The sequence below is a fragment of the Staphylococcus sp. AtDRG32 genome, assembly GCF_004365845.1.
Lineage (GTDB): Bacteria > Bacillota > Bacilli > Staphylococcales > Staphylococcaceae > Staphylococcus > Staphylococcus hominis.
Genome location: NZ_SODE01000002.1, coordinates 99,457 through 121,348, shown reverse-complemented (window position 1 = coordinate 121,348; position 21,892 = coordinate 99,457). Strand labels below are relative to the sequence as shown.

The 21,892-nt window shown below is 31.3% G+C and carries 21 protein-coding genes and 1 riboswitch; of the genes, 3 read left to right on the top strand and 18 right to left on the bottom strand.

Annotation, left to right across the window (positions count from 1 at the left end):
* Window positions 1-12 precede the first annotated feature (12 nt).
* Together BDW25_RS04660 and BDW25_RS04655 are read left to right on the top strand one after the other, a co-directional pair.
* Window positions 13-762, top strand: a complete 750-nt coding sequence (locus BDW25_RS04660; RefSeq protein WP_002454777.1) for a 3-oxoacyl-ACP reductase — start codon at window positions 13-15, stop codon at window positions 760-762.
* A 63-nt stretch (window positions 763-825) separates the two neighbouring features.
* Window positions 826-2,118, top strand: a complete 1,293-nt coding sequence (locus tag BDW25_RS04655; protein ID WP_002449506.1) for an LLM class flavin-dependent oxidoreductase — start codon at window positions 826-828, stop codon at window positions 2,116-2,118.
* Window positions 2,119-2,213: 95 nt separating this feature from the next.
* Here BDW25_RS04655 and BDW25_RS04650 read toward each other — a convergent pair whose 3' ends face one another.
* The 7 genes from BDW25_RS04650 to BDW25_RS10880 all read right to left on the bottom strand — a co-directional run bounded on the left by BDW25_RS04650 (window position 2,214) and on the right by BDW25_RS10880 (window position 7,986).
* On the bottom strand, window positions 2,214-2,978 hold the full coding sequence (locus tag BDW25_RS04650; protein WP_133944958.1) for a DUF4064 domain-containing protein: 765 nt from the start codon (window positions 2,976-2,978) through the stop codon (window positions 2,214-2,216).
* Window positions 2,979-3,065: 87 nt separating this feature from the next.
* A complete protein-coding gene (locus BDW25_RS04645; RefSeq protein ID WP_133944956.1) occupies window positions 3,066-5,015 on the bottom strand; it encodes an FtsX-like permease family protein in 1,950 nt (649 codons plus the stop codon).
* A gap of 1 nt (window position 5,016) precedes the next feature.
* Window positions 5,017-5,766 (bottom strand): ABC transporter ATP-binding protein, encoded by a 750-nt coding sequence (locus BDW25_RS04640; protein ID WP_002449305.1) that lies wholly within the window; start codon window positions 5,764-5,766, stop codon window positions 5,017-5,019.
* A gap of 131 nt (window positions 5,767-5,897) precedes the next feature.
* Window positions 5,898-6,794 carry a sensor histidine kinase gene (locus tag BDW25_RS04635; protein ID WP_002488276.1) on the bottom strand — a complete coding sequence of 299 codons (897 nt, stop codon included), beginning with the start codon at window positions 6,792-6,794 and terminating at the stop codon, window positions 5,898-5,900.
* Window positions 6,795-6,799: 5 nt separating this feature from the next.
* Window positions 6,800-7,465 (bottom strand): response regulator transcription factor, encoded by a 666-nt coding sequence (locus BDW25_RS04630; RefSeq protein WP_002488207.1) that lies wholly within the window; start codon window positions 7,463-7,465, stop codon window positions 6,800-6,802.
* A gap of 12 nt (window positions 7,466-7,477) precedes the next feature.
* A complete protein-coding gene (locus tag BDW25_RS10885; protein WP_002488268.1) occupies window positions 7,478-7,645 on the bottom strand; it encodes a hypothetical protein in 168 nt (55 codons plus the stop codon).
* Between the two features lie 167 nt (window positions 7,646-7,812).
* Window positions 7,813-7,986, bottom strand: coding sequence for a hypothetical protein (locus tag BDW25_RS10880; protein ID WP_002449232.1), 174 nt, complete (start codon window positions 7,984-7,986; stop codon window positions 7,813-7,815).
* A gap of 71 nt (window positions 7,987-8,057) precedes the next feature.
* Window positions 8,058-8,159, bottom strand: a riboswitch (SAM riboswitch).
* A 208-nt stretch (window positions 8,160-8,367) separates the two neighbouring features.
* Between BDW25_RS10880 and BDW25_RS04625 the strand changes: the two genes are divergently transcribed.
* On the top strand, window positions 8,368-9,843 hold the full coding sequence (locus tag BDW25_RS04625; protein ID WP_133944954.1) for an alkaline phosphatase: 1,476 nt from the start codon (window positions 8,368-8,370) through the stop codon (window positions 9,841-9,843).
* A gap of 108 nt (window positions 9,844-9,951) precedes the next feature.
* Here BDW25_RS04625 and BDW25_RS04620 read toward each other — a convergent pair whose 3' ends face one another.
* Genes BDW25_RS04620 through BDW25_RS04570 form a run of 11 tightly spaced genes read right to left on the bottom strand, consistent with a single transcriptional unit; the run spans window position 9,952 to window position 21,879 of the window.
* Window positions 9,952-10,896: an LCP family protein gene (locus tag BDW25_RS04620; RefSeq protein WP_133944952.1), complete on the bottom strand. Its 945-nt coding sequence runs from the start codon at window positions 10,894-10,896 to the stop codon at window positions 9,952-9,954.
* Between the two features lie 15 nt (window positions 10,897-10,911).
* Entirely contained in the window at window positions 10,912-12,042 is a 1,131-nt protein-coding gene (locus BDW25_RS04615) for a DegT/DnrJ/EryC1/StrS family aminotransferase (RefSeq protein ID WP_279587327.1), read from the bottom strand.
* Window positions 12,043-12,048: 6 nt separating this feature from the next.
* Entirely contained in the window at window positions 12,049-12,669 is a 621-nt protein-coding gene (locus BDW25_RS04610; protein WP_133944950.1) for an acetyltransferase, read from the bottom strand.
* Complete coding sequence (locus BDW25_RS04605; protein ID WP_133944948.1) at window positions 12,666-13,262, bottom strand: sugar transferase; 597 nt, start codon at window positions 13,260-13,262, stop codon at window positions 12,666-12,668. The genes BDW25_RS04610 and BDW25_RS04605 overlap by 4 nt, the downstream gene beginning before the upstream one ends.
* A gap of 22 nt (window positions 13,263-13,284) precedes the next feature.
* On the bottom strand, window positions 13,285-14,421 hold the full coding sequence (locus BDW25_RS04600) for a glycosyltransferase family 4 protein (protein ID WP_133944945.1): 1,137 nt from the start codon (window positions 14,419-14,421) through the stop codon (window positions 13,285-13,287).
* Between the two features lie 29 nt (window positions 14,422-14,450).
* A complete protein-coding gene (locus BDW25_RS04595; protein ID WP_133944943.1) occupies window positions 14,451-15,722 on the bottom strand; it encodes a nucleotide sugar dehydrogenase in 1,272 nt (423 codons plus the stop codon).
* A gap of 14 nt (window positions 15,723-15,736) precedes the next feature.
* Entirely contained in the window at window positions 15,737-17,077 is a 1,341-nt protein-coding gene (locus BDW25_RS04590) for a phenylacetate--CoA ligase family protein (protein WP_133944940.1), read from the bottom strand.
* A gap of 3 nt (window positions 17,078-17,080) precedes the next feature.
* Entirely contained in the window at window positions 17,081-18,094 is a 1,014-nt protein-coding gene (locus BDW25_RS04585) for an NAD-dependent epimerase (RefSeq protein WP_133944938.1), read from the bottom strand.
* A complete protein-coding gene (locus BDW25_RS04580; protein ID WP_133944936.1) occupies window positions 18,091-19,266 on the bottom strand; it encodes a glycosyltransferase in 1,176 nt (391 codons plus the stop codon). Before BDW25_RS04580 ends, BDW25_RS04585 begins: the two co-directional genes overlap by 4 nt.
* A 4-nt stretch (window positions 19,267-19,270) precedes the next feature.
* Window positions 19,271-20,482 carry a lipopolysaccharide biosynthesis protein gene (locus tag BDW25_RS04575; RefSeq protein ID WP_133944934.1) on the bottom strand — a complete coding sequence of 404 codons (1,212 nt, stop codon included), beginning with the start codon at window positions 20,480-20,482 and terminating at the stop codon, window positions 19,271-19,273.
* Window positions 20,479-21,879 (bottom strand): hypothetical protein, encoded by a 1,401-nt coding sequence (locus BDW25_RS04570; protein ID WP_133944932.1) that lies wholly within the window; start codon window positions 21,877-21,879, stop codon window positions 20,479-20,481. Before BDW25_RS04570 ends, BDW25_RS04575 begins: the two co-directional genes overlap by 4 nt.
* Window positions 21,880-21,892: the final 13 nt, after the last annotated feature.

Sequence of the window (21,892 nt, the reverse complement as noted above, 5' to 3'; positions counted from 1 at the left end):
GGCACAATCTTTATGACGAGAACAGTATTAGTAACTGGAAGTAGCCGTGGTTTAGGTGCGGTCATTGTGAAAACATTAGCTACACAAGGATTTGAAGTCATCATTAATTACAATCAAAGTCGTGAAGCGGCTGAGGCACTTGCAAAGGAGCTTGGTGACAAAGCTATCGCAATTCAAGCAGATGTCACACAACGTGCTGAAGTTGATCGTTTAGTTAATGAGGCAACACATCATTTTGGAAAAATTGACGTTGTGGTCAATAACGCATTAGTTAATTTTAAATTCGATCCTAATGCGCAAAAGGCCTTTAAAGACTTAGCATGGGAAGACTACCAACAACAAATTGACGGTACCCTAAAAGGCGCTTTTAATGTTACTCAAAGTGTCATTCCACAATTTATAGAGCGTGGTTCTGGTGCCATTGTAAGCATTGGCACAAATTTGTATCAACATCCCGTTGTCCCATATCATGAATACACAACAGCTAAAGCTGGGTTGATTGGATTCACGCGTAATGTTGCAGCCGAATTAGGGCAATATGGTATTACTGCTAATGTAGTGTCAGGAGGATTGCTTAAAACAACTGATGCTAGTGCTGTCACTACACCAGATGTTTTTGATTTAATTGCACAGACGACTCCATTACGTAAGGTGACTACCCCACAAGATGTTGCTAATATGGTTGCTTATTTAAGTAGCGAAGCTGCAGATGGTATGACTGGTCAAAATATTACTGTCGATGGTGGTTTAACCATGAATTAATATAGGTCTGGTCTTCCTTAGCTTAGAATAGAAATAAAATGAACATTGGAGTGAGAAATTAAATTGACTCATCAACATCAACTTCATCTCGGTGTATTAATCTATGGATGTGGTCATCATCAAGCTGCTTGGCAACTTCCCAATTCAAGTATTGAACGTCTCGGTGATATTCATTACTATCAAGAATTAGCCCAGTTATCTGAAAAAGGACTGTTAGACGTAGTTTTTTTCGCAGATAACCAGTCTTTTATCCCTAGCTATACGTCGATGCCAAGTTTTTGGTTTGATCCACTGATTAACTTAACTGCTATATCTCAAGTCACACAACATATTGGATTAGTTCCTACGATTTCAAGTACATTTTCTAATCCATTCACTGCAGCACGTCAGTTACTTAGTTTAGATCATATTAGTGGTGGACGAGTGGGATGGAATTTAGTCACTTCCATGACAGATGCCGAAGCTCAAAATCACAGCATGGATCATCTACCTAATCATGATGAACGCTATAAGAAGGCTGAAGAGTTTGCTCAAGTCATGAATGGATTGTTTGATTCTTGGCATACTGAAGATTTCAAACCCAACCGGCATCACCATACAATGATCAATCGCAACATCAAACCGCTTCACCACAATGGCAAATATTTTCAAGTTCATGGACCATTGACAACACCAAGTAGCATTCAGGGAAAACCTGTGGCGATGCAAGCAGGTGCCTCTAAACAAGGTATTGCATTAGCTACAAAATATGCAGATGCAGTATATTCCGTTTCTTGGAATATGAAGCAAGCAAAACGGTATCGCGAGCGCTTAGATAGTGAAATGGCACAACGTGACCATCAGCGTTATATTAAAGTGTTTCCTGGACTAGTCACTTATGTGGGTCATACACATGAAGAAGCATTGAAAAAGAAAGCAGAACTTGATCAACGACTTCCTATCAAAGCCGCTTTAAAGCAACTCAGTTTTTTCATTCAACAAGACTGTAGTCAGTGGGAATTAGATGCTCCTGTGCCTAAACTACCTTCCTTAGAAGAGTTTAACGGTCCCGCGGGTCGATATGAAACCATCTTAGAAATTATTCAAGATAAGCAACCTACTGTAAGAGAACTGCTAAGTTACCTTAATGCGGGTGGTGGACATCTGACACTCATAGGTACGCCAAAAGAAATTGTAGATGAAATGGAACGCTGGTTTAATGCAGGTGTTGCAGATGGATTTAACTTAATGCCACCTTCTTTACCAGATAGTTTAAACGACGTAGTTACACTCATTGTACCTGAATTACAACGTCGTGGCTTATATCGACATCAGTATAAAGGTTCTACACTAAGAGAACACTTAGATTTAATTTAATGTCTAATATATTTTATCCAAACCATATAGTAGAAATTAACGTAAAAAGCGATGGTATTAACTTAGGAATACCATCGCTTTTATATATCATATTATTAATATTTGTATGGATTGTTATCTTTTTCTTCTTGAAGCTTTCTTGCTTCATCTTGAATAAAATCATTACTTCGTTTATTCGTTTTATGATTTGAATAACGTTGATCACGATAGTCGTCATCCTTTGAATCATTTACGTGTGTATCGTGCTCTCTTTCATTATTATTGTCCGCTGCTTGATCTTTATTTGAATAATGATCTTTAATATAACGTTGTTGCTGTTTTTCTTCTTCTTCATTCAAAATGAATGCATTATTATTTGCATTTACATCATGATGATCTCTTTTGTAATGATCATTATAATCAGCATTGCCATACATGTCATGCTTAGGTTTACGAACAAGTAACATAATACCTGCAATTAACCATAAAATTAAACTGATCCAGTTTGTAGCAATCGCTAAAATACCTGCAATAATTAATAAGATACCTGCAAGTTTAGGTTTTTTATTAATTAAAATACCACCAATAATTGCAAGAATTAATGGGATGAACGCGCCCCATGTAAAGAAATTAAATAAACCACCTAATGCATCCATACCATTATTTATTTCTGTTATAGAAACCTCATTGCCTTGCTTTTGTGTTTCATTAATAATTTGTTCTTTAAAATCAGCATTACCAATAAATGGTTTAATCATTAAAAACATAATTGCAACTAATGCTTGAATCGCAACACCTATCCAAGTAAGAACGTGTTCACCAGTACGTTTAATGTTATTGTTACTATTTCTAATTGTTGCATCATCATATTGTTTCGCCATTATTCCGCCTCCTTTTTTTATCCTTATACCCTACTGTCTAAAATTTTACACTCATTGATATAATGATGATTTATTTTCAGTATTATATCAATGATGAATAAGACGATAATATACACGAGACGTCATTACATACATCAAAGCATAGATTATCATTACAAACACTAAGACACCGATATAAGTTGTTAAAAATAATTTTATATCATTAACATCTAAAATACCAAGCAAAGTATAAATCATTTTAGAAGCACATAGTACATGTATCATAGATACTATAATAGGTAAAGTAAAAATAATAACTACTTGGTCATGAATAACAGATCTAATCCGTTCTTCTTCTAAACCTACTTGACGCATAATTCGATAGTTTTTCCGATCTTCATATCCCTCAGCAATATTTTTGTAATACATCATCGTAAATGTACCAATCATTAAGACTAAAGAAACAATAGTTCCAACAAAAATGAGACCACCATAAATATCAAACATATCCTTATTTAATTCATCTTTATTATCAATTTGAATATCATATTGTTTCATCAATTTAGACTTAATATGATCTATGGACTGTGTATCTTTTGTTTTAAGATTAAAAGCAATGTATGAGTTAATATTTGCTGTTGTTTGATAATAATGAATCAATTGACGTTGTTGATTTACATTATGAGTAACAAGTGTGACTCCACCTGGAAATGAAAAATGATCTCCTTTTAACTGATTTGTTTTAAATGTTTGATTCATTAATTTGATATGGTCTAACTTTTGAAATATGAAATGATTCGCTAATATTCCCATTTCATTATGTTTAAGTCGCAGGTGCGTATGATTGATTGTATTGTAATCTTTCTGATTCATTACAATTAAATATATACTATTTAAATCTAATGGACTGTTTTCATTATCTCGCTTTACAAATGAACCCTTCTTATAAGTGACTGCAACACTTCCACTTGTATATTCCCTGAAAGCATCAACATCAGCATGTCTCTTAATCTCATTTTCTAGCTGACGTACTTTATGTTTGCTCGTAGTACTATGATGCACATCTCCACTCAATTCAATACGATATTGTGTTGGCATTAAATGATTCGCACGTTGGTCTACACTACGATATGTAGCGACGCTCATTCCTAGAGTCACAATAAGAAAAGTACATAGCATGGTTAAACTAGCCAAACCAATAGAATTAGAATTCATTCTTGAACGTAAACCAGAAATAGTAAAAAAATATTTAGGTCGATAATAAATACTCGGAACCCTTTGAAGCCAATCTATCACTAAGACACTCAATGATATAAATAAGCAATACGTTCCTATTGTCACTAAAATAAGGGCAATAAAAATATTACGTAATGAAACCAAAATGAGTGTATCTTTTAAGGCAATCATATAACTGTCAACAACAGTTATGATCCCAACAATCAATAAGATATAGAGTAAAGGTTTGGACCATTGTTTTTCCGTTGGATGTTGTTGTTGTATTAACTTAATAGGACTTTGAAATGTGATTTTTATATTGTTGACAATAAATAAAAATAGCATCATTATTGCTAACATCAATAAGGTGTATCTCATTGCACTTATATCAAATGGATATTTTTTTAAAGTTACATGTGTATAACCTAATATTCTATTTAACGACATATAAGTTAATGCACCAAATAAATAACCACCTATAATACTCAGACATCCAATGATAATATATTGATATATTCCTTCTATAAACAGCATTAACCTAAAATGCTTTTTTTCCATACCCAAAATCATATTCATGGCAAGCTCTTTTTGACGACGTCGCATAATAAAACGATTAGCATAAAGAATAAAAAGGAGTCCAAATAGACACATAAAAAAATTTCCTATACTAATAAAAACTGGAATAACATCACTATGCTTATGAAGCGACGTATTCATGTTTAAGGATAATAAAATAAATTCAATACCAAATAATGTACTGATGACTAGAATAAATGGAATTATAATATGACGCTGTGTCTTAAAATTCTGAATGACTAACGTCCAAACCAAGCGAAAAGTCATTTTAATCACCACTTTCGTGAAGCATTGCTAAACTATCAGCAATACGTTTTTGAAACTCTGATTGTAGTTCCTCCCCACGATAAATTTCATGATATAAACGGCCATCTTTAATGAATAAAATACGTTTGGCATAGGAAGCATCTACAGCCGAATGTGTCACCATTAAAATGGTTTGCTCATTTTTATTAATGTCTCTAAATAGTTCCATAATCGTTTTAGAAGTTTTAGAATCAAGTGCACCTGTAGGCTCATCTGCGAGTAACAAATCTGGTTCATTAATCAGTGCTCGACAGATAGCCACGCGTTGTTGTTCTCCTCCTGATATTTCAAAAGGATATTTATTAAGAAGTGGTTCAATATGTAACTGATAACTTAAGCGATAAAGACGATGACGCATCGTTTGATGTGAGCGATTCGCAAGTACAAGTGGCATTAAGATATTATCTTTATTTGTCATCGTCGGTAAAATGTTAAAATCCTGAAAAACAAAACCTAAATGGTCTCGACGGAAATAAGCGATTTCTTTATTACGCAATTGACGGATATTTTGCGCGTCAATCGTTATCGTACCTTCAGTAGCTTTATCATAAGTTGCAATTAAATTAAGTAAAGTGGACTTCCCAGATCCAGATTCACCCATAATCGCTACAAATTCACCCCTATCCACATTAAATGAAATGCCATTTAATGCGGTAGTAGCATTCAGGCCTCTTCCAAATATTTTTTTTACATTATTCACGTCTAACAACATGATATCCATGCTTCCTTTCTTTTTATTAAACTCTTTAATTTATCACTTACTTCTATCATAAAACAAAAAGAAACCAGTAACATTAATCATTTCTTAAAAATGTTACTAGCTATCCTTACATTATTGAAAGTTTAATTATTTTCTGGGAAATGTATGTCAAATGTAGTTCCTTCATGGAGCGTTGAAGATACTTCTACTTTATGATGTAAATGTGCCGATATATGTTTAACAATAAATAATCCGATGCCACTTGAATGTTGATGAAGTCTTCCGTTATAGCCTGAGTACCCTTTATCGAAAATTTTGGGAAGATCGGCTTTACTAATTCCTACACCGTTATCTCGTATAGATAGCACATGATTTTCGTTGTTAAACGTAATCCAAATATCTTTACCTCTTGCATATTTCAAAGCATTATTAAGAATTTGTTCTATCATGATCGTACACCATTGAACATCAGTCAGTACTTCATCTTCACAACGTGTGTAATGAATAGTTGTTTTTTGATCGATGAATTGAATCGAATATTTCATAATAAGCGGTTTAACGAGATCGTTAATGGTCACTTTTGAAAAGGACATATCCGTTTCTTGATTCATCAATTTTAAATAGCTGAGTGCAAGACTCGTATAGTTATCAATTTGTATAATTTCTTGACGCACACGATTTACTACATTATCTTCATTTCTTTCTAGAAGGAGTTTTGAAGCGGTAATAGGTGTCTTCATTTGATGCACCCATGTTAAAAAATAGTTCTCAACGTTGACTTGGTATGCAGCTTGTTCATTTTTTACACGTTGTAATTCATCTTCTAAGTCAGCAACTTCTTCTTTTAAAGACACTGCTTCTTGAAATCCACTAAGTTGAATCAACCAAAAAATAATCATTATGAAAAGAATAATTGCCATACCTAGAAAGAAGGCATTGAAAGGCAAATTAAAAAGAAAAAAAATCACCAAGAAAAGTAATAAAAATAAAGCTACTATCATCATTTGATGACGTATCGATTTTATAAACGCTTTTAACATACTATTTACACCTTATATCCTACATTTTTCTTTGTCTCAATGAAATCAACAATACCGATAGATTGCAGCTTTTTACGTAGGCGTGTCATATTTACTGCTAACGTATTATCATCAATAAAATTCTCTGATTCCCAACATTTTTCAATAATTGCTGTACGATTGACATATTTCCCTTCATTTTGAAATAATTTATTCAAAATTTGTAGTTCAGTAAACGAAAGTTGTACAGAGTCATTGTTGTAGTATAGTGTGGCTTCATCAACAACGAGTTTACACCCTTTAACAGTCATCTCATTATTTGAAACCGTTAAATCATATGTTCTACGTAGCAATGCTTGAATTTTCGCTATAGTAAGTGACAAATTAAATGGCTTTTCAATAAAGTCATCTCCCCCCATTTGAATTGCCATAATTTGATCCATATTGTCAGTACGCGAACTAATGAAAATAATTGGGACATTAGATACTTTACGTATCTCTTGGCACCAATGATAACCATTAAATGTAGGTAAATTAATATCTAATAGCACAAGTTCAGGTTCTGCAGTTTTAAATTCTTCAAGAATATTACCAAACTGCTTAGCAATACTCACTTCATAGTTCCAATGTGAGAGTTCATTCCCTAGACTTTCTGCAATGACGACATCATCTTCGACAATTAATACTTTCATTTTTTTCATCCTTTATTTTGCGTCATGATCATTATTGTCATTAGGATTAGACATTTTATTTTTTTCTTGTTCAAATTTATTTTCTTTATGTTTCGTTTTTTTCTTACGTTTTCTTTCTTCCATAATAGATAATGCGATAAATACAACTATCAGTAAAGGAGATAACATTACGAATATCATTATTGATTCACCTCTATATATTTATTCATGACATGATTTCTCTAACTTTATTTTAACGCTTTTTCTTTAAATTGAATATGTTCGAGATAACTGTTTCATAAAAAAGTAAGGAGCGAGATTCGAATTCATTTTGAATACGCCGTCTCACTCCCATGCTTCTTTTACTTTTAATCTTCTTTATTTAAAATATACTTTCTAATATCTTCTATGGTGATCGCTTCTTTAATTTGTCTTTGGATATCATTGATTTTTGCTGTTCTTCCCATACTTCCTGCCCAACTTTTAGGACTATGCTGTTCCCAATCATCTAATTCTTTAAATAGTTCTTGTAATGTTGTCATATGTTTACCACCTTTTTTTAATTTGGGTAAATAAAATAGCCCTCCTTAAATAAGAAGCGCTTGTCGACATCTTCTTATCTTTCAGGAAAATCCTGTTGGATGTAGCACCTCACGCAAAGCGCAGTTGCTGAAGTTTCATAGGGCCAATTCCCTCCACTTACTCTTAATAAGATCAAACTATTTTATTTAATACTATTATAACATATATTTTCAATTCTTTATATTAAATTAATTTATCAAATCATAGAATATGATAAGTTAATAATTTTTTACAATACCTTAAACTAAAGTTTACTAAATACTTACTTCAAATCAAATAAAGTTTCTTAATATAAAGATGTAAGTAATCTATATTTTACATATTAGGGGGCTTTTTTAATAATGAGTTTCATCAATAAATTTGGAAAAACCACAGTAGCAACTTCAATTCTAGCTGCTTCAGTATTAGGTACAACACATGTGTCATTCGCATCTGGTGCTGGACAAGGTGCTCAAGATCAACAAGGTCAAAATGGCGATTACATGGCCATCGGTAACACTAAAAATCCTAAAAATGTGATTTTCATGGTTGGAGATGGTATGGGTCCTTCTTATAATTCAGCTTACCGTTATTATGCAGATAATCCTAATACCAAAGAATTAGATCAAACTGCTTTTGATAAATATTTAAAAGGAACTAACCGTACTAATCCTAACGATCCTAAAGAAAATGTCACTGACTCAGCTGCAGGTGGCACAGCTTTCGCTACAGGTCATAAAACATATAATGGTTCAATCTCTGTAGATAATGATAAAAAACCTTTAAAGTCAGTATTAGAATATGCTAAAGAACAAGGTAAATCAACTGGTTTAGTGACAACAGCAGAAGTCACTGATGCAACCCCAGCTGTGTATGCGGCACATGTAGATGATCGTGATAAAAAAGATGAGATTGCACAACAATTTTATAACGATAAAATTAATGGCCAACATAAAGTAGATGTTCTCTTAGGTGGAGGCTCTAAATACTTCGGTAAAGAAAATGGTCATTTAACTGAGAAATTTCAAAAAGATGGTTACGACTATGTAACCAATAAAACTGACTTAGCTAACTCAAAAAGTGACCAAGTATTAGGTTTATTTGCTGAAAAAAATATGCCGTTACAAATTGATGCACCACAACAAAATCCATTATTAGCAGATATGGAAGAGAGTGCATTATCTAAATTAGAAAAAAATGATAAAGGATTCTTCTTAATGGTAGAAGGCGCGTCAATTGATAAATCTGGTCATCCTAATGATATCACTGGTGTCATGTCAGAAATGAGCGGTTTCGATAAAGCATTCCAAAACGCTATCGACTATGCAAAAAATCATAAAGATACATTAGTTGTCGCAACTGCTGACCACTCAACTGGCGGTTTATCCATCGCTAAAGGCAAAGATTATGTATGGAATCCAGACGCTATTCATAAAATGAAACATTCTGGCAGTTACATGACTGAACAAATTGCTAAAGGTAAAGACCCTGAAACAGTGATCAATGAAGGTTATGGTGTCGACTTCCCTAAAAAACAATTAGATAAAGTTAAAGATGCAGCGAAAGAATTAAAAGACGTTAAAGATAAAGCTAAAAATGACGATGATCCAAAAATTGCAGAAGCAACAACTCAATTACAAGATGCAATTCAAAAACCAATTAACGATGCATCTCATACTGGTTGGACAACATATGGTCACACTGGTGAAGATGTAAATACTTATGCATATGGTCCAGGTGCTGATAAATTCCGTGGTAACATTGATAACACAGATAGTGCAAAAAACATCTTCGACTTCTTTGGTCAAGATGTCACGTCTAACCAAAATCAACAATAATATTTAGCTCATAAATAAGACGCTCTCTATAATTGAAACGTGTCTTGTTTTATGGTCAAAAAAGCACTTTAGCAAGTAACCACCTGCTAAAGTGCTTTTTTTACATCATTATTTCATTTCTAAATTATCTTTAATTTTTTGTTTTACTTCATTTAAGCTATCTTTATTGGGATAGAAATAGTACAATCCGTCGTCACCTTTGTCATCTTGACCATCAATGATTAAACGTTCTACATTATTGTCAGCTTTACTATAATCAGATCTAAATTTATTTAATTCGATAAAACTTAAATCTGTTCTTAAATTATCTTGTGCTGCTTTAAATATACTGTTTAATTTTGTTACTGAATTCATTGAGAACGCTTCTTTAGCAACAGTTGTGATGACTTGTTGTTGACGTAACTGACGTCCACCATCGCCACCAGCACCTTCTTCTTTACGCGCACGCATATATGCTAAAGCTTGTTTGCCATTCATGTGGTATTGCTTACCTTTTTCGAAATGAAACGGTGTAGTTGATTTTGTCGTAAACGTTGCATCACTTGTGATATCCACGCCACCGATTTCATCTACCACAGTTTTAACACCATCCATATTTATTGCAATATAGTGATCAACAGGTACATCCATTAATTTTTCAAGCGAATTCACTGCCATTTTAGGGCCACCATACGCATAAGCATGATTGATTTTCTCCGTTGAATTATGACCCACAATTTCAGTTCTCGTATCACGTGGTACACTTACCATGACTGTCTTGTTATCTTTTGGATTAATCGACATTAACACAATAGAATCACTACGTTGTCCTAAATTTTCTTGGTGTCGTTGTGCATCATCGTCAATACCATATAACACAACAGTCATTGGATCGCCATCTTTTAAATTTTTTTGTCTTAGTTGTGAGTGATCTCTATCTAATGGTTCTTTAATTGAATTATTCAGCGAATGGAATTTAGCAAATGCAAAGATAACGAGCCCAATAATCAATACTAACAATAAAATTAAAATTGTTATGATAATTTTAAATGTCGTTGATTTTTTCTTTTTCATTTATCATCACTCATTCTATAAACTTTTAATAATTTCAATAACACGTGTTTGTTGTTCATCAGTCATGTCTGAGCCAGAAGGTAAGCAAACACCATGTTCAAATAAATAAGCACTATTATCTTCATTTTCTTTAAAATAATCATATGATTCAAAGAAAGGTTGTAAATGCATCGGTTTCCAAACTGGACGTGCTTCAATATTGTTTTTTTGTAGTGCATCAATTAAATCTAGTGCTGTAAAACCAGTTTTATTTTCATCAATTGTTAGAGCAGTCAACCAACGATTTGATTTAGAATTTGGTAGCTCTGGTTGGAAATCAAATCCATCCACATTACCAAATTCTCGATTATATCGATTAAAAATGTCTCTGCGACGTTCAATACGTTGATCTAATACTTCCATTTGTCCTCTACCAATACCAGCAGAGATATTACTCAAACGATAATTATATCCTAATTGACTATGTTGATAATGTAACGCTTTATCTCGAGCTTGTGTTGCTAAGAAAAGGGCATGTTCGATATGTTCTTTATCATTAGAAATAAGCATACCGCCACCACTGGTAGTGATAATTTTATTGCCATTAAATGAAAAGATACCAAATTTACCGAATGTTCCACTTTTTTGGCCATGATATTCAGCACCTAAAGATTCTGCAGCATCTTCAACTAAAGTCACACCATATTGATCACAAATGTCTTTAATTTCATCCATTCTAGCTGATTGACCATATAAATTAACAGCCACGACTGCTTTAGGTGTAATACCTTTTTCAGAATATGTTTCGAACGCTTTACGTAATGCATCTGGAGACATATTCCAAGAGCTCATTTCTGAGTCTATAAAGACGGGAGTTGCTCCTTGATAAATGATTGGATTGGCTGAAGCACTGAATGTTAATGAACTACAAAAAACAACATCATCTTTTTGAACGCCACTTTCAATTAAAGCTAAATGTATTGCTGATGTCCCACTACCGACAGCAACTGCTGCATCTACGCCGACATAATCTTTCATACTATTCTCAAACTCTGTTACATTTTCACCTAATGGTGCAATCCAGTTCTTATCGAATGCATCATTAATATAATTCAATTCTGTTCCGCCCATATGTGGTCTAGATAAAAAAATTCTTTCCTCTTCCACGTTTATTCACTCCTTAGTTTTAGCTGGTGTTCCAACAACTGTTGATTCTGATTTTACATGATTGATTACTGTAGCGCCTGCCCCTACTATGCAATGACTACCTATTTCGACTAATGGTAATACACTAGCATTAATTGCAATATGAGAAGCTTCTCCAACAGTGATGCCACCCGCTAAAGTGGCATTGGGTGATACATGAACATAATCCGCAATGTTATTATCATGTTCAATAATTGCGCCTGTGTTAATAATGACATGTTTACCTATTGTAGTATCAGCATTAATCACTGCATGTGGCATAACAACTGTACCACATTCAATTTTAGCGCTAGAACTTACAATAGCTGATGGATGAACCAATGTCGCATATTGATTAACTGGAATATCTAGTGAGTTAAATAATTTTTGGCGCACATAATTATTACCGATAGCAATGACAAAGAAACATTCATCTTTATACTTCTCTATATTATCTAAATTATCATAAAATTTGTCTTCATCCATGTAATATTCATTAATTGCATGATCAAGATATCCAGCTACATAGTACTGTTTATCCGCTTCTATAATATCTTTAATCACTTTTGAATGTCCGCCTTTTCCGATTAGAACAATGGGGTGGCTCATACTTTATTCCCCTTGAATTTTTCAGCTGTGACATGGTTAGGTGCATTAATATCTTTACGTTGTAAGATATTAATAATTGTTTTATAGATAATATACATATCTAATTTAAATGATTGATTCTCTGCATACCAAACATCTAATTTAAATTTTTCATCCCAACTAATCGCATTACGTCCATTCACTTGAGCCCATCCAGTTATACCTGGTTTAACGTTATGTCTTTTTTTCTGTTCATCATTATACAAAGGTAAATACTCCATTAATAATGGTCTAGGCCCTACTAAACTGATATCACCTTTTAATACATTGATTAATTGCGGTAATTCATCAATGCTAGACTTTCTAATAAATGTTCCTACTGGTGTCATACGTTGATCATCTGGCAATAACTCTCCATTCTCATCTCTTTTATCAGACATTGTCCGAAATTTATAGATTTCAAATGGTTTACCATCTTGACCAGGTCGTACTTGGCTAAAAAGTACAGGTTTGCCTAATTTTTTAGCAATAACAGCGGCTGCAGTTAAAGTAATCGGCGCTGAAATAATTAATCCTGTCGCGCTCACTGCAATATCAAATAAGCGTTTCAACATTATACACCCCTCCTTTTTATTTTTAAATAGGAAGATTATTTTTATATATTGTTTCTAGATGTTTCCAAACAATTTCATTTCTAAATTTCTCTTCCACTCTACGTCTTCCATTTTTACCCATTTCTTCTTTTAAACTTGGATGATTAATTAAATATTCAACTTTATCTGCTAATCCTACACTTTCTCCCACATTTACTAAGAAACCTGTATGATTATCTTCTATTGTATCAATTGCTCCTGTAGCACGTGTCGTTATTACAGGAACTTCTACAGATTGAGCTTCTAAACTCACATTTGCAAAACCTTCTCTATATGTTGGAGATACTAATACATCCATGTGATTAAAATAGTGAACTGGTTCTGGAACTTGTCCAACTAAGACAATATCTTCATGATTTAGTAGATATTGATAATCATCATTACTAATTGAATCATCTTTTTCAGGATTACCTAAAATTAGTAATTTAACTTTAAGATTCCGATGTTGTAATATTTTAAACATTTCTACTACTTCTTTAATTCCCTTATCTTTAACAATCCTTCCCACAAATCCAATAACAAAATATCCTGAAATCTCTTCTTTTACATCAAAAGGAATAGAATTAAATTGTTTATTAAACTTTTCTATATCTACACCATTTGAACTACCGTAGCCCAAAACTTTTATTTTACCAGATTTAGCTAATTTAAGTTCTACGATTTTAGATTTAAGACTTTCAGATACAGCTATAATGTCTGTGGCACAAAGCATTGCTAGTTTTTCCATAGCATATAGAATTTTGTATTTGAGACCAGTAACGGTCTCTAATCTGAGACCTCTCACTGTATAAATACGTACCGGCCTTCTTGTAATAAAGGCTGCTAATGTACCTATTAATCCAGCTTTAGGAGTTCCAGAGTTAACAATGTGAGGTTTTTCTTTTTTTAATAATCTAATCATATTAATTAATGATTTTAAATCATTCTTTAAAGAAATCTCTCTTTCCATGTTAACTACATGTGTAATATCAGAAGAATACGTATGTTGCTCTGGTCCTTCTGAGGATACGACCTGAACGTCAAGTCCCTTATCTCTTAAATATTCAACTTGGCCTTTCATTAATGGAATACTCTTTGAAACAGTTACTAATTGAAAGATTTTTTTATTTGACAATGTCATTCACCCTTAATTTATAGAGCATATTTAGTTTATAGTCTCCATAATCCTTTGTTTCCGATTTCATCATCTTCAATAATACCTTTAATATCAAGTACTACACCATTCTCTTTTACAAGATTTAAGTATTCTTGTTTATGTTCTACATAATCTTTATGTGCTACAGCAAATATAATTGCATCAGCCTTAGGTAAATTTTGTTTATCTTCTAAGTCGATATTATAGAATTTTTTCGCTTCTTCTTTATCTGCTTCTACATCATTGACATGTACATCTAAACCATAGTCTTTTAGTTCTTCAATAATATGAATCACTTTTGTGTTTCTTAAGTCAGGACAATTTTCTTTAAATGTTAGACCTAACACATTTACCGTTGCGCCTTGAACTTCTAAACCTTGTTTTAGTAAGCCTTTAATGACATTAGAGGCAATAAATTTAGACATATTATCATTAATACGACGACCTGCTAAAATCACTTCTGGATGATGACCAACTTCTTGTGCTTTATGTGTTAAGTAATATGGATCTACACCAATGCAGTGTCCACCAACTAAACCTGGTTTGAAATTCAAGAAATTCCATTTCGTGCCTGAGGCACGTAATACTTCATTTGTATCGATATCTAATTTATCAAAAATTAATGCCAATTCATTCATTAAAGCGATATTTACATCACGTTGTGTATTTTCAATCACTTTAGCGGCTTCGGCTACTTTAATTGATGAAGCTTTATGAACTCCAGCAGTTACAACTGAACCATATACATCAGCAACGATGTCTAACACTTCTGGTGTTTGACCTGAAACAACTTTAGTAATCGTCTCGAATGTATGAACTTTATCACCTGGGTTAATTCTTTCAGGTGAATAACCAACAAAGAAATCTTTGCCACAAGTTAAGCCAGACTCTCTTTCTAATACTGGAACACAGTCTTCTTCTGTTGCACCAGGGTAAACAGTTGATTCATATACAACGATGGTATTAGGCGTTAACACTTGACCAACCGTTTCACTCGCTTTAAGTAGTGGTGTTAAGTCTGGCTTATTATTTTTATCAATCGGTGTTGGAACTGCTACAATAATAAAGTCAGCCTTTTTCAAATCTTCTGAATTAGAAGTAAAATAAATATTTGTAGCTTTTAAGTCTTCTGATGACACTTCATTTGTTCTATCACGATTTTCTTTTAACTCTTTAATTCTATTTTCATTAATATCAAAGCCAATCACTTCATGTTTTTTACCAAAAGTCACTGCTACAGGTAAACCTACATACCCTAAACCTACAACTGCTATATTTCTATCCATTGTAAATTACTCCTTTATTTTAAATTATTAATCATGAATCGTTTTTTTCCACCATTAGTAAGGGGAATATTATCTACAAAATTATATTTAAATTGAGTCCTATCACCGAATCTTGATCTTAATTGTGTTTCTAATTTATTAATAAGTTTTTTAGTATTGGTCTCCTCAGCAACTACTAAATTTACTTCTACTAAGTCAATCTCATTTTGAACAAATTGCGAATCAACAACTGTGTTTCCTAGTTCTCTAATAGCGGTAGATAAATATACATTGGTAATTATTCCTCTTTCGCTAGACTTTAAAAAGTCATTATTTCTTCCAATTATTTTTTTAATTTTAATATCTTTTTGTGTGTAATTTTCAGGTAATTCTTCATATAGTTCTACTGAATCACCAATTTTGTATCTAAATAGAGGGGTAGTAGTCGTATAAAAACCTGTTACGATTAATTCATAAATTTTATCTTCAACTTTTTCAAGTTCAAAATAACCACTCATCGCTCCAATTTCATATTCACCTTTTGTATTTTCTATTATAAATGGTGATCCTTCAGAGGATGCATATTGATTTCTTACTGGACAATTAAAAGCTTTTTCAATATCGTTTCGCATTTCATCTGTTAAAGTTTCTGCCGTTGGAAAAATTGCAATTGGAGTAAAAGTCAATTTAATATTATTTTCTAATATATATTTAGAAATTCTATGTAATACGGTGGGGAAACCATCTAATGTCTCAGGCTTGAAATCATTTAATTTTTGAACATAATATTTAAGGTTTTCTCCTTCAGCATGATAAGCCGAAATCATTAATTGATTCAATGGTTCATTGTATCTCCAAAAAATTTTTTTCTTTTGTTTTTGAGGCACAATTTTTCTTCCGCCTACACTTACCCTTCTCATACCTTTATACACACCATGTTGTTCTTTAAAAAAGTCAAGATATGCTATTCGTCTTGACATATCATATGCACTTGAATATACCTTTAAGCTTTTTCCAGTAGAACCACCAGTCCCTAATATGATTAAATCTTCAGAACTTTTAGTAACCATTTTTTCAACATTAGTTCTAACTTGTTCTTTAGTTAAGACTGGATATTTATGTAAGTTATTTAAATCAATTTTATTTTGAAAGTCTACTAATTTCTCATGATAAAATTCACTATCACTTTTAATTAATTTATAGAATTCTTGCATCCTTTCCTTTTGTAATTCAAAAGGATGTTTACAGCTACGTAATTTTTCTAACTCATCATAGTAATAAGACGTATAACGTTGCTTTTCAAATAATTTACCTTGCACTGAGACCATTAAATTTTGAAAAGCAATTGGTGAATGATCGTATATAAATTGAAGCATGTCCTATTCTCCCTTCACTTTATAATAATCCAAATACCAATCAATAAATTTATTCACACCCTCTTGTATAGATGTTTGTGGTTTGAAATCAATATTTTTGAATAAATCATCTACGTTCGCATATGTTTCTGGTACATCTCCAGGTTGTAAATCCATATAATTTTTCTTCGCTGTTTTACCAAGTTTATTTTCAATTGCTTCAACGAATTCCATTAGACGAACTGGACTGTTATTACCAATATTATAGATTTTATAAGGTGCATATGAAGAACTTGGATCTGGATTAGCACCAGACCATTCAGGATTTGGTTGCGCTGGTTTTTGAATTAAACGACTAATTGCTTCTACAATATCATCAACATAAGTAAAATCACGCATCATGTTCCCGTGATTATATACATCAATGGTTTCATCATTTACTACTGCTTTAGTGAATTTAAATAATGCCATGTCAGGTCTGCCCCACGGGCCATAAACTGTGAAGAAGCGTAACCCTGTTGTTGGCAAGTTATAAAGGTGGCTATAAGTATGCGCCATAAGTTCGTTTGATTTTTTAGTAGCAGCATATAAGCTTAATGGGTGATCAATATTATCTGAAGTTTTAAATGGCTTATTTGTATTTGCACCATAGACTGAACTTGAAGAAGCATAAATTAAATGTTTTACTTCATGGTGACGGCAACCTTCTAAGATGTTCATAAATCCAACAATATTTGAGTCAATGTATGCTCTTGGATTTTCTAAACTATATCTTACGCCCGCTTGTGCAGCTAAATTAACTACTACTTCTGGTTTTTCATCTTCAAAAATTTTATTTACCTTCTCATAATTTTCTAAGTCAGTTTTATAAAAAGTAAAATGATCTTTACCAATTGATTTTAGTCTGTCTTCTTTCAATTCTACAGAGTAATAGTCATTAATATTATCGATTCCTATTACCTCATAACCTTGATTAATTAATTTCTTTGCTAATGTTGAACCAATAAATCCTGCAGCACCTGTGATTAAAACTTTCATTTTGAATTCCCTCCTAATAAATTCTTAAAAGTCGTTAATGCTTCTGTTCTTTTACTTTCAACAATCTTACTTTTATATTTATTTACTTTTTCAATATTACTATCAATATTTTTTCTTCTAAATGTTTTATTATCTATGCACTTAGAAATTAAATTGGCTAACTTTTGCGGATCTTTAGGTGGAAATAGATATTCTTTTTGAATACTATCTGGAAGTCCACCTACATCTGAAGCGATTACTGTAACTCCATTGCTAATAGCTTCTACAGCTGCACGTCCGTGTCCCTCAGTTCTACTTGGTTGTAAATATATATCTAAACTCTTATACCAGTCATTCATTTGTTGTCTTTTATTTATTATGCCTTTATAGTAAACATAATTGTTCATGTTAAACTTATTTATTAGGTTTTTAATCTTTTCACTTAGTCCCTGTCCTACTAAATCTAAAATTACATTGTAACCTCGTTTTCTTAATATAGAGAGTGCTTCTATAGCAATATCATGACCTTTATAATTGACAAAGGTTGACCCCACTAGTCCAAGTTTTGTAGGATTCATTTTTATATCGTACTTAGGTGAAATTTTATTTTCAAAAGAATTTTCTAATACAACATTTGATACACTGCTAAAAGCTATTCCTTCAGTAGGATATTTATGTTGTAAATAACTATTAGTTATATAAATGGCTACTGAAGAATATCTGATTGATTTTTTTTGAATAAATTCTCCTGGAAATGCTAAAAGTTTGCTTAATATTCCACCATAATTCCAATATGCATCAAACATTGATCCAACTACTTCTACAGCATACGGTTTTTTAGCTTTTTGACATATTAAAGCAGTTATAAATCCTAAGACACTGGGTAACCTTATAATTACTCCATCAGACTTAAGTATTTCAGAAGTTAGTTGTTGATTTATTGTTCTTATATTAATAATTAAAGATTTAATACTTTTGTATTCTTTAATTGGCGCAAATGTAACAGCTTCACCACTTGATTGATTATAATCATGGTTTTCTTCTATTATTTCTTTATATCTAGAAATAATTTTTAAATCATCAAATACTTTTAAATATCTTTCCCAAATGGAATAGGGAAAACCAGTTGAATAATATATATTTTTTCTTTTATCGTGATATGCGTGAAAGTCATGAACAAATAGTATTGTCATATCATTACCTCTTTTTTTCATTTTTTATATTTAAAGTTACTAAAATATATTTAAATAATGCTTGGCTTAAAGTTATAACTACTATTGCAAAGCTAGCACCTATTATTCCAAAATATTTAATTAATACTAATGAAGATATAATCGATATGACTAAAGTTGAAATAGAAACTATAAGTTGACTTTTATAAGCTTTAAAAGCCATTAAAACAGTATCAAACATCCAACTTTGAAAATTAAAAATAATTGAGAATGATATAATTAAAAGTACATTACTATAGTGTTTATAAAAATCCCCATATATCATTCCTATTAAAAGATCTTTCAAGAATATGACTGGTAGTATAACGATGAAACCTAAAATTATTGAATATAAGAATATATCTTTATTTATATATTTTGACAACTTTATAAACTCTTTCTTATTAACATAAGATTTAATTCTAACTATTATATTTTGTGAAATAGCATTCATAAATAAATCTATAATAGTTAACAAATAACTAATAGATGCAAAAACACCAACAAGTTTTAAACTCAAGAAATTTTCTATAATATATCTAGGAATCATTATATTATATGAATTAATCATTTGAACAAATCCTAGAGGCAAACCTGACAAGAAAATGTTAAATAATAGTTTTTTATTAGTTTCATTACTTTCAATATCTTTATATTTTATAGATTTTCTTTCAACAAAAACTAACCATAAAAACTGAGAGATTACTTGGACTAATAAACCATAATTTACATTTTTAGTTATAACCACTATTATTGCAAACGGCACTATTATAATTATAGATTTCCCTATTTGCATCAAACTTATTAGTTTAAAGTTTTGTTTTTTATGAAGAATGGCATAATATAGCTCTGATTGTAAATCTAGTACTTTTGTAAATGCTACTAACACAAAATAATTTAAATAAGTTGGAAAAATAACTAATCCAATAAATAAAATTGTTAATAAACTAATAATATTTAAAATATTTCTTAAAACCCTTATATTTTTAAAAGTTAAATTATCTTCAACTACATACCGCAATCTTATACGCATATTTGTAAAAAGAGTTATAGGTGCAGTAATAGCCATTGCAAAAGTATAACCACCTACATCTTCAGGATTAGTTAAACGAACAATTAATATTAAGGTGAGCCACTTAACCAATGAAAAAGCTACATTACCTATAAATGTATAACCAATATTTTTTAATCTCTTCATTTATTAAGCACCACCTTATTATTAAGGTAATAAACAATTAAAAATAATGGAAGAAAGAAAGTTAAATCATTTAATAAAATATTTCCATTTTGAGCCATAACAAATCCTAGTCTACCACTAAATAAGGTTAATATATATATAAGTTCTAATCTATTGACTCTAACGATTTCTCTAACTAAAAAGATTGCTATAAATATAAAACTTATACCTAAAATTGGTGCAAAGACATATCCAAGATATAAATGACTTTGTCCAATCATTGGAATTATTTGTGCTACATGATCACTTAAGTAAATTCGATTATTATATAAATTAACACTTGGGACAATATTAATATGTTTCAAAATCAAATTTGGGCCAAAAGCAGATCTAAATATATCTATTAATAATATTAATGGTTTACTATTAGGAGAACTCATATCTAAACTTAATGCTACATTGTAAACGCCTCCTAGATAGACTTGTAAATTATCAGTAAAGTCTACTAGTTTATTTGCTCCTTTAGTGATTGTGGTAGATTGTCTATAACTTGACATGCTTTCTACCACTATAGGGATAAGAGTAATTAAAATGACGCTAACTGTTATGCCGAGTTTTTTATATAAATACATTAATATAACTAGATTAACTATAAAATTAAAGATGAAATCTGATCTATTTGTTCCAAAGAAAATTAACGAATTAATTATTGTCACTAATAAAATAATACTAAAAGAAAGATATGGACTCTTAGGGTGTACGTTAATCATCAGCCATCTAATAACTATTAAATATATTAATATTCTAGAAATATTTAAAAATATAGTAGTTATAGCTGTTAATGTGTCAGCTTTATCGAGTCCACTAAAATTTTCATTTACTGATAAAAAAGAAAAGAATGAAAGAGCCGATGGTCTAATTGCTACTAATAATACTGTTAGAATAATAAAAACTATATATACAGTATTGTTTTTACTATAACTAACATTTACGGTAGCTTCATTGTTAATATTTTTCTTTTTCTTAAAAAAGAGTTTATGGAATAAAATGATAGCTAAGTTATAAGCAAATAGTTCATAAATCATTAGCCAAATAGCTTTTTTATAAAATATAGGTTCTGGTGGAACTATTGCTCTACCATAAAACCAATGAGCAATAACTACTAAGCCACTTATCAATACATATCTAAAAAAGCTAACGGTTATATAAATCCCTAAAAACATACTTATTCCGTAGTTTTTCATTACTTTTCTTATAAAAAGAATATGAAAAATCAAATAAGCTAAAGGTAATAAATATATATTTTCATAACCAGCGTCTAATTGTGGACGTTGATTAAATAAGTAAATGGCTGTAATCAGTGAAATAATGATAATTAAACTATTAATAATTAAATTCAATGTTTTCGATTTATACATATATTTCACCTAC

What these genes read in the sequence shown, in the direction of transcription:
- BDW25_RS04605 (WP_133944948.1), bottom strand. Translation starts at nt 13,262, where the DNA reads ATGTTGAAACGCTTATTTGATATTGCAGTGAGCGCGACAGGATTAATT.
- BDW25_RS04575 (WP_133944934.1), bottom strand. Translation starts at nt 20,482, where the DNA reads ATGAAGAGATTAAAAAATATTGGTTATACATTTATAGGTAATGTAGCT.
- BDW25_RS04660 (WP_002454777.1), top strand. Translation starts at nt 13, where the DNA reads ATGACGAGAACAGTATTAGTAACTGGAAGTAGCCGTGGTTTAGGTGCG.
- BDW25_RS04630 (WP_002488207.1), bottom strand. Translation starts at nt 7,465, where the DNA reads ATGAAAGTATTAATTGTCGAAGATGATGTCGTCATTGCAGAAAGTCTA.
- BDW25_RS04585 (WP_133944938.1), bottom strand. Translation starts at nt 18,094, where the DNA reads ATGAAAGTTTTAATCACAGGTGCTGCAGGATTTATTGGTTCAACATTA.
- BDW25_RS04635 (WP_002488276.1), bottom strand. Translation starts at nt 6,794, where the DNA reads ATGTTAAAAGCGTTTATAAAATCGATACGTCATCAAATGATGATAGTA.
- BDW25_RS04625 (WP_133944954.1), top strand. Translation starts at nt 8,368, where the DNA reads ATGAGTTTCATCAATAAATTTGGAAAAACCACAGTAGCAACTTCAATT.
- BDW25_RS04595 (WP_133944943.1), bottom strand. Translation starts at nt 15,722, where the DNA reads ATGGATAGAAATATAGCAGTTGTAGGTTTAGGGTATGTAGGTTTACCT.
- BDW25_RS04590 (WP_133944940.1), bottom strand. Translation starts at nt 17,077, where the DNA reads ATGCTTCAATTTATATACGATCATTCACCAATTGCTTTTCAAAATTTA.
- BDW25_RS10880 (WP_002449232.1), bottom strand. Translation starts at nt 7,986, where the DNA reads ATGACAACATTACAAGAACTATTTAAAGAATTAGATGATTGGGAACAG.
- BDW25_RS04600 (WP_133944945.1), bottom strand. Translation starts at nt 14,421, where the DNA reads ATGACATTGTCAAATAAAAAAATCTTTCAATTAGTAACTGTTTCAAAG.
- BDW25_RS04640 (WP_002449305.1), bottom strand. Translation starts at nt 5,766, where the DNA reads ATGTTGTTAGACGTGAATAATGTAAAAAAAATATTTGGAAGAGGCCTG.
- BDW25_RS04645 (WP_133944956.1), bottom strand. Translation starts at nt 5,015, where the DNA reads ATGACTTTTCGCTTGGTTTGGACGTTAGTCATTCAGAATTTTAAGACA.
- BDW25_RS04650 (WP_133944958.1), bottom strand. Translation starts at nt 2,978, where the DNA reads ATGGCGAAACAATATGATGATGCAACAATTAGAAATAGTAACAATAAC.
- BDW25_RS04620 (WP_133944952.1), bottom strand. Translation starts at nt 10,896, where the DNA reads ATGAAAAAGAAAAAATCAACGACATTTAAAATTATCATAACAATTTTA.
- BDW25_RS04570 (WP_133944932.1), bottom strand. Translation starts at nt 21,879, where the DNA reads ATGTATAAATCGAAAACATTGAATTTAATTATTAATAGTTTAATTATC.
- BDW25_RS04580 (WP_133944936.1), bottom strand. Translation starts at nt 19,266, where the DNA reads ATGACAATACTATTTGTTCATGACTTTCACGCATATCACGATAAAAGA.
- BDW25_RS04610 (WP_133944950.1), bottom strand. Translation starts at nt 12,669, where the DNA reads ATGAGCCACCCCATTGTTCTAATCGGAAAAGGCGGACATTCAAAAGTG.
- BDW25_RS10885 (WP_002488268.1), bottom strand. Translation starts at nt 7,645, where the DNA reads ATGATATTCGTAATGTTATCTCCTTTACTGATAGTTGTATTTATCGCA.